The following is a 12,443-nucleotide window of genomic DNA, read 5'->3' as shown; positions in this document are numbered from 1 at the left end:
GCCGATGATCGGACGTCCCGCATCGCAGACGATCGAGGGCCCGGCGGGCTTGCTCGAGGTGGTGGTCGAAGAGCCGACCCACGCACCCGTCGGGCTCGTCGTCGTGGCCCACCCGCATCCGCTGATGGGCGGCACCATGGACAACAAGGTTGTGCACACCCTGGTGCGCGCCTTCGTGCTGGAGGGCTGGCGCGCCGTGCGGTTCAACTTCCGTGGCGTCGGACACTCCGAGGGCGCCTGGGATGAAGGACGAGGTGAAAGCGACGACATGCAGGCCGTGATCGCCCACCACCTCGCCGACCCGGCCGTGCAAGGGCGGCCGCTGGCGCTGGCCGGCTTCTCGTTCGGCGGCTTCGTGGCGGCCCGCACCCACGCGCGCCTGGCCGAGGCTGCCGACGCCGATCCCCAGGCCGTGCGACCGGCTGGGCTGGTGCTCGTCAGCCCGGCCACCTCGCGCTTCGATGTGCCAGCCGTGCCGGCCCACACCCTGGTGGTCGAGGGCGAGCAGGACGACGTCGTGCCGCTGACCAGCATCCTGGACTGGGCCCGCCCGCAGGGCCTGCCGGTCACCGTGGTACCGGGTACCGGCCACTTCTTCCACGGGCAGTTGCCGCGTCTGCGCGAGCTGGTGCGCCGGCACCTGCGTGCCGGGGTCACGGGCTGACGTGATGCCTTCCCCGTTCTGTTCTCGCCCGATGCCGCACGCGTCCGTGATGCCGGCCCCTGACGCCAGGAGGTCCACGCACCCGACCCGGCGACAGGTGCTGACGGCCGCAGCCTGCCTGACGCTGCTGGGGTGCGTCGTTCCCGCGCACGCCGCGCCGGCGGGCAACGAGGCCGGGCCGTTCTTCATCGAGCCGCTGGCCGCCATGCCGCAGCCGCCCGAGGTGGCCGCCCGCGCCTTCATCCTGCAGGACCTCGCCAGCCGCCAGACCCTGGCCGCCCGGCAGGCCGACCTCTCGGTGGAGCCAGCCTCGCTGACCAAGCTGATGAGCGCCTGGCTGGTGTTCGAGGCGCTGCGCGACGGCAAGCTCCGGCCGGAACAGACGCTGCCCGTGTCCGAGCTGGCCTGGAAGGCGGGCATGGCCGGGTCCGCGCGCTCGTTCCTGAAAGCCGGCAGCAGCGTGCGGGTCGATGAACTGCTGCGCGGCATGGTGGTGCACAACGCCAACGACGCCACGGTGGCCCTGGCCGAGGGACTGGCCGGATCGGTCGAGGCCTTCGTCGAGCGCATGAACCGGCAGGCCGAGGTCTTCGGGCTGCAGGCCACCCGCTTCCGCAACCCGGAGGGGCTGTCGGCCAGCGGCCACCGCAGCACGGCGCGCGACCTGTCGCTGATCGCCGCCCGCCTGGTGACCGACTTCCCCGACGCCCTCAAGCTGTATGCGCTGCAGCAGGCCACTGTGGCCGGCGTGGCGCAACCCAGCCGCAACCTGCTGCTGTTCCGGGATCCCACGGTGGACGGCCTGCAGACCGGCTACACCGAGGCCGCCGGCTATGGCATGGTGGCCACGGCCCGCCGCACCAGCGGGGGCGTCGAGCGGCGGCTGATTGCCGTGACGCTGGGGGCAGCCTCGCCCGAGGCCCGCGCCAACGAGACCCAGAAGCTTCTCAACTGGGGGTACAGTGCCTTCGATCTGGTGCGGCTGTTCGAGGCCAACCAGGCCGTGGCCACGGCCCAGGTCTGGAAGGGCCGTGACCGCACCGTGCGCCTGGGCCGTCCGGTGCCCATCGCGGTCGTGGTGCCGCGCGGGCAGGGGGCACGGCTGCAGACCAGCGTCGTGCGCCAGGAGCCGCTGATGGCGCCGCTGCGGCGCGGTCAGACGGTCGCCCGCCTGCGCGTCAGCCTCGGGGCGCAGCACTGGCAGGATCTGCCCTTGCTGGCGCTGGACGAGGTGCCGTCCGCCGGCTGGCTCGGTCGGCTCTGGGACGCCATCCGCCTCGGCATCCAGTGAGCCTGACGCCGTCCGGCGCCGCTCGTTTTCTCCGTTTTCCTGCTGAAAGGACGCTGACATGGCCTCCGCCACCCCACCCGATCACACCCCCGTGAACCCGCGCATTCCGCCGGAAGACTCGCTGATCCAGTACCCGTGCCCCTTCCCCATCAAGGTGATGGGTGTGTACGAGGAGGCCTTTGTCGAGGCGATCGTCGCCATCGCCACCGAGCACGACCCCTCCTTCCAGGCGCACACGCTGGAGCGCCGGCCCAGCAGCTCCGGCAAGTACCTCGGCCTGACCGTGATCGTCACGGCCACCAGCCGCACCCAGCTGGACAACCTGTACCGCGCACTGACCGGCCATCCCCTGGTCAAGTACGTGCTCTGAAAGCGGTCGCAAGCCGCCGCATACAATGCCCCGTTCAACGGCCGGTGCGTCAGCCCTCGGGGTGGCGCCTCGGCCCTTTGTCTGAAGGAACCTGACCGTGTTGATTTCCGAAGCCTACGCCCAAGCCGCGGCCCCTGTCGCTGGCGCCACCGGTGGCCTGATGAGCATGCTGCCGCTCGTCCTCATGTTCGTCGTCCTGTACTTCGTCATGATCCGCCCGCAGATGAAGCGCCAGAAGGAGATGAAGGCCATGCTGGAAGCGCTCTCCAAGGGCGACGAGGTCGTCACGCAAGGCGGCGTGATCGGCAAGATCAGCAAGCTGGGCGACACCTTCGTGCACCTGGACGTGGCCAACGGCGTCGAGCTGCAGGTGCAGCGCGTGGCCATCGTGCAAGTGCTGCCCAAGGGCACGATCAAGTAAACGCATCCGCTGCGGCCGGCCGGCCGCAGCTGCTGTCCTGCCGTCGAGGACCTCATGAACCGCTATCCCCTGTGGAAGTACCTGATCATCGCCGCAGCGCTGCTGATCGGCCTGATCTACACCTTGCCGAACTTCTTCGGTGAAGCACCCGCCGTGCAGCTGTCCAGCGGCAAGGCCACCCTCAAGCTCGACAGCAGCGCCGTGGCGCGCGTCGAAGCCGCGCTGCAGCAAGCGGGCCTCAAGGCCGATTTCGTGGAGTTCGACGGCAACTCCGTGCGCGCCCGCTTCGACAGCACCGACACCCAGATCAAGGCGCGCGACGTCATCGCGCGGGCCGTCAACCCCGATCCCGCCGACCCGAGCTACATCGTGGCGCTCAACCTGGTGTCGCGCTCGCCCCAGTGGCTGCGCAGCCTGCACGCCAACCCGATGTTCCTGGGGCTGGACCTGCGCGGCGGTGTCCACTTCCTGATGCAGGTCGACATGAAGGCCGCCATCACGCAGAAGCTCGATGGGCTGACGGTCGACATCCGCACGCTGCTGCGTGACAAGGACGTGCGCCACAGCGGCATCCGGCGCGAGGGCGACAGCCTGATCGTGCGCTTCCGAGACGAGGCCGCCCGCAATGCCGCCCGCCCGGTGCTGACCGACCGCCTGGCCGACCTGGTGTGGCGCGACGCCACCGACACCGGCGGCTCCGGTGACCTCACGCTGGTCGGCACCCTGAACCCGGCGAGCGCCCGCGCCATCCAGGACCAGGCGCTCAAGCAGAACATCACCACGCTGCACAACCGGATCAACGAACTCGGCGTGGCCGAGCCCGTCATCCAGCAGCAGGGCATCGACCGCGTGGTCGTGCAGCTGCCGGGCGTGCAGGACACCGCCAAGGCCAAGGACATCATCGGCCGCACCGCCACGCTGGAAGTGCGCATGGTCGACGACAGCACCGAGGCTCAGGCGGCGCTGGCCGGCGGCCCCGTGCCCTTCGGCACCGAGCGCTATCTGGAGCGCGGCGGCGTGCCGCTGATCGTCAAGCGCCAGGTGGTGCTGACGGGTGACAACCTGACCGACGCCCAGCCCGGCTTCGACGAGAACCACGAGGCCGCCGTGCACCTGACGCTGGACGCCCGTGGCGCGCGCATCTTCAAGGATGTGACCCGTGAGAACGTCGGCAAGCGCATGGCCATCCTGCTGTTCGAAAAGGGCAAGGGCGAGGTCGTGACCGCACCGGTGATCCGCGGCGAGATCGGCGGTGGCCGCGTGCAGATTTCGGGGCGCATGACCTCGGAAGAAGCCGCCGACACCGCGCTGCTGCTGCGCGCCGGCTCGCTGGCCGCACCGATGGAAATCATCGAAGAGCGCACCGTCGGTCCCAGCCTGGGCGCCGAGAACATCGAGATGGGCTTCAAGAGCCTGGTCTACGGCTTTGGCGCCATCGCGGTGTTCATGATGCTGTACTACCAGCTGTTCGGCGTGTTCTCGACGCTGGCGCTGGCCGTCAACCTGCTGCTGCTGGTGGCCGTGCTGTCGATGCTGCAGGCCACGCTGACGCTGCCCGGCATCGCCGCGATCGCCCTGACGCTGGGCATGGCCATCGACTCGAACGTGCTCATCAACGAGCGTGTGCGCGAAGAGTTGCGCAACGGTTCGGCCCCGCAGACGGCCATCCACGCCGGCTACGAGCACGCCTGGGCGACCATCCTCGACTCGAACGTGACCACGCTGATCGCCGGGCTGGCCCTGCTGGCCTTCGGCTCGGGCCCGGTCAAGGGCTTTGCCGTGGTGCACTGCCTGGGCATCCTGACCTCGATGTTCTCGGCCGTCTTCTTCTCGCGAGGCCTGGTCAACCTCTGGTACGGCCGTCAGAAGAAGCTCAAGAGCGTCTCGATTGGCCAGGTGTGGAAGCCGCAGGCCTGATCCACGGAAGACAAGGAACACAACGTCATGGAATTCTTCCGCATCCGGCGCGACATTCCCTTCATGCGCCACGCGTTGATCTTCAACGCGATCTCTTTCCTCACCTTTGCCGCTGCGGTGTTCTTCCTGGTGACCCGGGGCCTGCACTTCTCGATCGAGTTCACGGGTGGTTCGCTCATCGAGGTGCAGTACGCACAGAGCGCCAATCTGGTGAAAGCGCGCGAAGCCGTCGAGTCGCTGGGTTTTGGTGAGGTGCAGGTGCAGAACTTCGGCACGTCGCGTGATGTGCTGATCCGCCTGCCTCTGCGCGGCAGCATGAAGCAGGGCGAGGTCGTGGCCAAGGTGTTCGACGCGCTGTGCCAGGCTGAGGGCGGACAGGTCGCGACGCAGGACGCCGAAAAGGGTCCCGCCCAGGTCTGCCAGGCCGGCAGCGCCCGGCCGGTCACGCTGCAGCGCAGCGAGTTTGTCGGCCCTCAGGTCGGTGACGAACTGGCCCGTGACGGGGCCCTGGCGCTCGCCGTCACGGTGATCGGCATCATGATCTACCTGGCGATCCGCTTCGAGTGGAAGTTCGCCGTGGCCGGCATCATCGCCAACCTGCACGACGTCATCATCATCCTGGGCTTCTTTGCCTTCTTCCAGTGGGAGTTCTCGCTGTCGGTGCTGGCCGCGGTGCTGGCGGTCCTGGGCTACTCGGTCAACGAGTCGGTCGTGATCTTCGACCGGATCCGCGAGGCCTTCCGCAAGCACCGGCGGATGACGACGCGCGAGGTCATCGACCACGCCATCACGTCGACGATGAGCCGCACCATCATCACCCACGGCTCGACCGAGGCCATGGTGCTGGCCATGCTGATCTTCGGCGGCCCGACGCTGCACTATTTCGCACTGGCCCTGACCATCGGCATCCTGTTCGGCATCTACTCGTCTGTCTTCGTGGCGGCGGCCATCGCAATGTGGCTGGGCGTCAAGCGTGAAGACCTCGTGAAGAACACCAAAAAAGACATCGATCCCAACGATCCCAACGCGGGTGCTGTGGTGTAGAGTCCTTTCAAAGGAACCCTCCCCGCCGGGGTCGTCGCGTGATGATCCCGGCGTTGTCACTTCTGCATGTCCGCTGGACCCCCCCGAGCGCTGGCGCTGAGCGCCCGCGTCACCTACATCGACAGCCTCGTCAGGGGCAGTGCCGGCCTTGTGCAGGCCTGCGTGGATGGGGCGAAGCTGCTGGCCACGCTGGCAGCCGAACCGGCGCTGTACCAGCGGCGGCGCGATCTGGTGCTCGATTTTCCGCGGGCGCAGTCGGCGTGGCAGCAGGCACTGGAAGCCCGGTTGCGTGAGGCCGCTCAGGCTCTGCGGCTGGGCCGTCCGGTGGACCAGAAGCCCGCGGTTGCGGGGGGGCTGCCGGCTGTGCTGAGCCTCGTGGACGACAGCCACATCGAGCGCGACATCGTGGGCGTGCGGCTGGGGCAGGCCGTGGCCGACCTGACCGGATCCGAGTACACCGACCTCAGTGCGCGATTGCAGGTCGTGCAGGGCGCAATCGACAATGCGCCCGGCGCGGTCGATGTGCTCAACCCGTCCTGGCTGGGCAAGGTCGTGCTGGAGACCTGGCTGCAATCCGGCCTGGGGCTGGGGCACTGGGCCACGTTGCAGACGGTGCTCAACAACGAGACCGCCCAATGGGTGCAAGAGGCCTATCACCACGCCAATCGGCTGCTGCTCGACCACGGCGTGCGCCCCGAGATCGACCTGCGTCCTTTCATCCGGCGTGCGCCTGACACGGGCGTGCCCGGCCGGGCTCTGCTGAGCCCCTGGGGGGGCGTTGCAGGGGCAGGCGGCCCGGGTGGGGCGGCAGCAGGAGGCGCCGTGGGTTCCGCCGCGGCCGGCACGGGGGGCAGCGCAGGCGGTCTGGGTGGCAACTCGGGGGGCGGTTGGGGTGGTGCACCGTCCAGCGCCACCGGCCGACCGGGTGGAACAGGCGCTTCGGGTGGCACCCCGGGCGGGGGTATGGGCGGCGTCTCGCCGTCTGCCGTCGGCACGCGGGGCAACAGCGGTCTGCAGCCACTGGGGCAGCCCTATGAGGAAACCCAGTTGCTGACGCAGACGCCTGGTCTGCGCACGCCCGGTCAGTCACAGGCGGTCCTGGGCAAGCTCAATCAGGTGGTGGCCCGACAGGTTCCCGGTTTCGCGCCCACGGCCAATCAGGTCACGGCGGCGCAGCCGGTGTTCGTCAGCCCCGGTCTGGGCGAGGCCATGCATGAAGCCGGCCAGATCCTGCGCCGCCAGACCGACGTGGGCGGCTTCGGCAGCGACAACCCCGCGCTGGCGCTGCGGGACCTGGAAGACAGCAAGCGCGCCCTCAAGCAGGCGGCGGCCACGCCGGTCGAGCGCGCCACCATCGAGATCGTCGCCCTGCTGTTCCAGCACATCCTGACGGAGGAGCGCCTGCCGGCCAGCATCCGCGTCTGGTTCGCGCGCCTGCAGATGCCGGTGCTGCGCGTGGCCGTCAGCGAACCCGACTTCTTCGCCACCACCAACCACCCTGCCCGCATGCTGATCGACCGCATGGGCAGTTGCGTCATGGGGTTTGCAGGCGGCGGAGCCAGTCACGACGAGGACGCGCTGCACAAGGAGATCAAGCGCGTCGTGCAGGTGGTCGAGGCCTACCCGGACACGGGGCGGCGGGTGTTCCAGACCGTGCTGGTCGAGTTCCAGAAGTTTCTCGAGACTTACTTCCGTGACGCCAACGAGGCGTCCCGCAAGGGCGTGTCGCTGGCGCAGCAGGTCGAACAGCGCGAGACCTGCGCCATCCAGTACACCATCGAGCTGCGCAAGATGCTCGAGGGCGTGCCGGTGCACGACGGCGTGCGGGATTTTCTGTTCCGGGTCTGGGCCGACGTGCTGGCCCACAGTGCCGTGCAGACCAGCCCGGGCAGCGACGAAACCCGCACGCTCAAGCGTGCGGCGGCCGATCTGATCTGGTCGGCGAGCGCCAAGACCTCGCGCGAAGAGCGGGCCGACGTGCTGCGCCGCTTGCCGCCTCTGCTCAAGATCGTGCGTGACGGCATGGCGCGAGCCGGTCTGCCTGTGGCCAAGCAGGACGAACACGTGCAGCAGCTCAATGCCGCACTGGCCGCTGCGTTCTCGGCGCGATCGGCGTCGATCTCACCGGCGCACCTCAAGGCCGTGACCGACCGGCTGGACGCGCTGGACGAGGTGCTGCCCGATCTGGCCGAGGTCGATCTGGACGAGCAGACACTGCGCGACCTGTCTGGCCACGAGACGGACGAACTGCAGGTGGTGGCCGAGGGCGGCACCATGCCCACGCCGGCCATGCTGGCCTGGGCCCGCGAGCTGCAGATCGGCGCCTGGTTCGAGCTCGATTACCGCCAGCGCCGCGAGCCGGTGCAGCTGGCGTGGCAGGGGTTGCAGAAGCAGCTCGCGCTGTTCGTCACGCCCTCCGGGCGCGGCGTGCTGTTCCAGCTGCGCCGCCTGGCGGCCTTCCTGCAGGCCGGGCTGCTCGTGCCAGTCGAAGAAGAATCCCTCACCACCCGCGCCACCCGCGAGGCGCTCGCCAAGCTCGACGCCGATCCCGAACGGCTGCTCAGCTGACCGTTCCCTCCGCGTTACAATCCAGCCCGTCCCTTGGGGAGTAGCCTCCCGCGGCGATGTGCCGCGGTCCGTGCGTCAACACACTTGGCCAGCAGGCCATGGCGCCCGGGGCATCGCCTGGCAAGACCATGGGCATGGCGTACGCCGGGTGGCCGGGCGGGTGCGTCCATGTCCGTAGGCTCCACGCCGCCCGGCCCCACTCATCCCCGATCCCACATGTTTGATGCTTTCTTCGTGTCGTCCACGGCCGTGGCCCTGGGCGAAATGGGCGACAAGACCCAGCTTCTGGCGCTGATGCTGGCCGCGCGCTACCGCCGCCCGCTGCCGATTGTGGCCGGCATCCTCATTGCCACGGTGCTGAACCACGCGCTGGCTGCGGCGCTCGGTGCCTGGCTCACGCAGTGGCTGGGGCCGCAGGCCCTGCGATGGCTGGTCGGGGGCTCGTTCCTGCTCGTGGCCATCTGGATGCTGATTCCCGACAAGGTCGACGACGACGAGGTGCGGTTGCCGACGGGGCTGGGCGTGCTGGCCGCCACGACGGTGGCGTTCTTCATTGCCGAGATGGGCGACAAGACCCAGGTGGCGACCGTCGTGCTGGCGGCGCGGTATCCCGACGTGTTCATCCAGGTCGTGGCCGGCACGACGGCGGGCATGCTGCTGGCCAATGTGCCGGCCGTCTACCTGGGCGACCGGCTCACGCAGCGCCTGCCCATGGACTGGATCCACCGCGGCTCGGCGCTGCTGTTCCTGGTGCTGGGGGTGCTGACGATCTGGCTGGCCTGAGCGACCCCGCCTGGTTCAGATCGCCAGGCTGGCGTCGGGCGGTGCCAGGGCGGTGTCGCGCTGGGCCGCGGCATGGCGGTGCAAGAGGGCCGCGAACGCGTCCTCGTCCACCGGCCGGCCCAGATGATAGCCCTGCGCCTCGTCGCAGTGGTGGGCGGCCAGGAAGGCCGCCTGTTCCGCCGTTTCCACACCTTCGGCCACGATGCCGACTTCCAGTCGGTGTGCCATGGCGATCAGCGCGGCGGCCAGGCGGCTGTCGCCCGGCGAGGCGGGCACGGCCGACAGGAAGCTGCGGTCGAGCTTGAAGCGGTCGACGGGGAGTTCGCGCAGGTAGGCAAAGCTGGAGTAGCCCACCCCGAAATCGTCGATGGCGATGCCCACGCCAAGCGCCCGCAGCTGGCTGAGCACGGCCGCCGCCCGCAGGGATTCGCGCACCACCACACTTTCGGTGATCTCCAGTTCGAGCGCCGTGGGCGGCAGGCCGGTGCCGGCGAGCGCCGCGCGGACCTCGTCGACGATCTCGGCCCGGTCCAGCTGGACGGCCGACAGGTTGACGGCCACCCGCAAGGGCCAGCCGGTTTCGGTACGCCACTGCTGGGCCAGGGCGCAGGCCCGCTGCAGCACCCAGCGGCCCATCGGGACGATGAGCCCCGTCTCTTCGGCCAGGGGGATGAATTCCGCCGGGGAGACCAGCTTGCCCTGATGGGCCCAGCGTAGCAGCGCCTCGGCCCCGGTGATGGCCCCGGTCCTGCAGCTGAACTGGGGCTGGAAGTGCAGGCGCAGTTCGTTGCGGTCCAGCGCCTTGTAGAGCTCGTTTTCCAACACCAGCGATTCTGCGGAAGGCGACTCCATCTGGTCGCTGTAGACCTGGATGCGGTTGCGGCCGGCGTGCTTGGCCTGGTACATGGCCAGATCGGCGTGACGCATCAGGGTGATGGCATCGCGGCCGTGCTCCGGGTACAGCGCCAGCCCGATGCTGGGGGTGACGCGCAGCTCATGCGGGCCGACCCGGAGCGGTTCGTCGAAGGCAGCCATCAGCTTTTCCGCCACCCGCAGGCCATCGCTGGCCTCGGCAATCTGCGGCAGCAGCACGACGAACTCGTCCCCACCGAGCCGCGCCACGATGTCCGAGGTCCGCATCACGGCCATCAAGCGGCGTGCGGCCTCGATCAGCACGTGGTCGCCGATGTGATGGCCCAGGCCGTCATTGATCTTCTTGAAGCGGTCGAGGTCGAGGAACATCATGGCCATCAGGCCGCCCTCGCGCTCGGCCGTGCTCAACGAGACCTTGAGCTGCTCCTGCAGCATGTTCCGGTTGGGCAATCCTGTCAGGGCATCGTGCAGGGCCATGTGCTGAACCTGCTGCTCGGCCTCGCGGCGTGAGGTCACGTCCTGCGCCATCGCCAGGTAGCCGGTCAGTTGCTCGTGCTCGTTGCGCAACTCGGTCACGGACAGTTCGGCCACCAGCGGGGTGCCGTCGCTGCGGCGCAGGATCCACTCCATCGGCAGACCGGGGCTTTGCCGCGCCAGGTGGCTGAACAGCTCGCCGGACGTCACTGGGCGGTCCATGCGCATGGCCAGCATCCGGGTGCGTTCGGCCACCTGTTCCGGGTCGAAGAAGCGTTCGGCGGTGCTGCGGCCGACCAGCTCCATCGCACTGTGGCCCAGAAGCCGCTCGCCTGCCGGGTTGATGGCCTGGATCACGCCCTGTGTGTTGAGCACGCAGATGGCGTAGGGCGCATGGTGCACGATGACGCGCCGCATCTCATCGATCTCGTTGAGCTGGCGCTGGGCCTCGAGCACGGCGCGCTCGGCCGTCTCCTGCAGACTCAGGTCGCGCACGATGACGATGTAGTGCTTCTGCTGCTTGTAGACCATCGAGCTGACCGACAGCTCGACCGGAAACAGCCCGCCGTCGTCACCGCGCAAGGCCTCGGTGCGGCGCCCCAGCCCGTCGAAGCCGGTGCATTGCTGCTGCAGGAACTGCTCGACCCGGCGACCTCGCTCCTGTTGCCCCGCTTCGGGCAGCAGCAGGCTCAGATGCTGCCCGAGCACGCTGGCGGCGTCGCGCCGGAAGATGCGGCTGGCCGCTTCATTGAGGCTGAGCACGCGGCCGGACGGCGCGACGGTGATGATGCCGTCAACCGTGTGGTCCATGATCGCGCGCAGGCGCTGCTCATTGTCGGTGGCGCGTGCGCTGAGCTCATCGGCGAGCTGCGCAGCCTGCCAGGCGCGCAGCCCCCGGTTGCGCCACGCCCACCACAGCCCCACCGAGCCGGCCACGCCGCCCAGCAGCAAGGCCATCGGATAAGGCTGAACCAGCGGGCGTACGGGGGGGCGGGTGAAGCTGAGCTGCCAGCGGCGGCCGGCCATGTCGGTGTGGTGCTCGATGCGGTCTGCGCGGTCGGCAGGTCGGGCGGGGTCCGGGCCGGTCCAGGCGGTGCCCCCGAAGGTCGCCGTGTCGAACAGCACCGGGGTCACATCGGCCGAGTCATGATCGGGCGTGCCGTCCAGCGGGCCCAGGTCGTCGGCGCGCCAGTGCAGGCGGCGCCAGTCCCGGTTGCCGCCCAGTTGCGTCATCAGCATCCGGGTCAGCAGCACCCCCGTCACCACGCCCTGAAAGTGGGTTCGCCGGCCCTCCAGGGTGTCGGGTTGTCGCCCGCCGCTGTAGAGCGGCAGCCGCACCGCCAAGCCGCTGGTGCCGGCGGGCAGGCCGCGGATCTGCAACGGCGGCGTGGACTGGATCTGGCCGGCGTCGCGGGCGCGCATCACGGCCTGGCGGCGTGCGGCTTCGTCGAGCAGGTCCTGGCCCAGCATGCTGTCGATGCGCCCGGCGGGTTCGACGTAGGTCACCGGGACATACTGGATGCGGGCCGGCTCGGCCGGTCGGATGTGAAAGCCCGTGTAGCTCTGTTCATGCAAGGATCGATCGGCCTGGACCTGGGCTTCGAAGGCATCTCGCTCGCCCTCGGACACCAGCGGGGCGTAATGCACGGCCCACAGCGCTGGATAGGTCTGCTCGGCGTTCAGTGCTTGATAGTGACGGTGGAAAGCATCGCGGCCAGCTTCCCCGTGGGACGCGAACAGCGCCTGAAAGCCCTGCAGCATGGCCAGGTGGTGGGCCATCTGCTCCTCGAAGCGCCGCGTGAGGTCGGTGGCGTCACGCTGAAGGGCGGCGTCGGCCTCGGCCTGAATCCGCTGGGCGGCCCCCCACCACGCGCCCACGCTGAGGGTCACCCCCAGGATCAGGGCCAGCCATGCAGGGCGGGTGTGGCGCGCAGGGGTGTCGTTCACAGGGGCAGGCTTCGGGTCGTCGATGGGCATCCAGCGTCCTTCCGGTGTGGTGACACCCCGGTCACCACATGGCAGAACAGGTTATCGGCAA

The 12,443-nt window shown here is 69.2% G+C and carries 9 protein-coding genes and 1 riboswitch; of the genes, 8 read left to right on the top strand and 1 reads right to left on the bottom strand.

Annotation, left to right across the window (positions count from 1 at the left end; translation table 11 throughout):
* Window positions 1-4: 4 nt before the first annotated feature.
* From QZ709_RS03940 to QZ709_RS03905, 8 genes are all read left to right on the top strand, one after another.
* Window positions 5-664 (top strand): alpha/beta fold hydrolase, encoded by a 660-nt coding sequence (locus QZ709_RS03940; protein WP_294636034.1) that lies wholly within the window; start codon window positions 5-7, stop codon window positions 662-664.
* 49 nt (window positions 665-713) lie between these two features.
* Window positions 714-1,955, top strand: coding sequence for a D-alanyl-D-alanine carboxypeptidase family protein (locus QZ709_RS03935; protein ID WP_294636033.1), 1,242 nt, complete (start codon window positions 714-716; stop codon window positions 1,953-1,955).
* Window positions 1,956-2,013: 58 nt separating this feature from the next.
* The gene (locus tag QZ709_RS03930; RefSeq protein WP_294636032.1) at window positions 2,014-2,325 is read left to right on the top strand and encodes a DUF493 family protein; all 312 of its coding nucleotides are present in this window, start codon (window positions 2,014-2,016) and stop codon (window positions 2,323-2,325) included.
* A gap of 97 nt (window positions 2,326-2,422) precedes the next feature.
* Window positions 2,423-2,746 carry a preprotein translocase subunit YajC gene (gene yajC / locus QZ709_RS03925; RefSeq protein ID WP_294636031.1) on the top strand — a complete coding sequence of 108 codons (324 nt, stop codon included), beginning with the start codon at window positions 2,423-2,425 and terminating at the stop codon, window positions 2,744-2,746.
* Between the two features lie 54 nt (window positions 2,747-2,800).
* Window positions 2,801-4,663: a protein translocase subunit SecD gene (secD, locus tag QZ709_RS03920; protein WP_294636030.1), complete on the top strand. Its 1,863-nt coding sequence runs from the start codon at window positions 2,801-2,803 to the stop codon at window positions 4,661-4,663.
* A 27-nt stretch (window positions 4,664-4,690) separates the two neighbouring features.
* A complete protein-coding gene (secF, locus tag QZ709_RS03915; RefSeq protein WP_294636029.1) occupies window positions 4,691-5,707 on the top strand; it encodes a protein translocase subunit SecF in 1,017 nt (338 codons plus the stop codon).
* 66 nt (window positions 5,708-5,773) lie between these two features.
* Window positions 5,774-8,275 (top strand): DUF1631 family protein, encoded by a 2,502-nt coding sequence (locus QZ709_RS03910; RefSeq protein WP_294636028.1) that lies wholly within the window; start codon window positions 5,774-5,776, stop codon window positions 8,273-8,275.
* A 33-nt stretch (window positions 8,276-8,308) separates the two neighbouring features.
* Window positions 8,309-8,448: riboswitch (yybP-ykoY riboswitch) on the top strand.
* A 43-nt stretch (window positions 8,449-8,491) separates the two neighbouring features.
* Window positions 8,492-9,058, top strand: coding sequence for a TMEM165/GDT1 family protein (locus QZ709_RS03905; RefSeq protein ID WP_294636027.1), 567 nt, complete (start codon window positions 8,492-8,494; stop codon window positions 9,056-9,058).
* 15 nt (window positions 9,059-9,073) lie between these two features.
* On the opposite strand, the gene QZ709_RS03900 is transcribed toward QZ709_RS03905, so the two are convergent.
* The gene (locus QZ709_RS03900; RefSeq protein WP_294636026.1) at window positions 9,074-12,382 is read right to left on the bottom strand and encodes an EAL domain-containing protein; all 3,309 of its coding nucleotides are present in this window, start codon (window positions 12,380-12,382) and stop codon (window positions 9,074-9,076) included.
* Window positions 12,383-12,443 lie beyond the last annotated feature (61 nt).

Source organism: uncultured Aquabacterium sp. (genome assembly GCF_913773725.1).
Lineage (GTDB): Bacteria > Pseudomonadota > Gammaproteobacteria > Burkholderiales > Burkholderiaceae_C > Aquabacterium.
The sequence above is the reverse complement of the archived record's forward strand: the minus strand, read 5'-3'. Positions and strand labels throughout refer to the sequence as shown.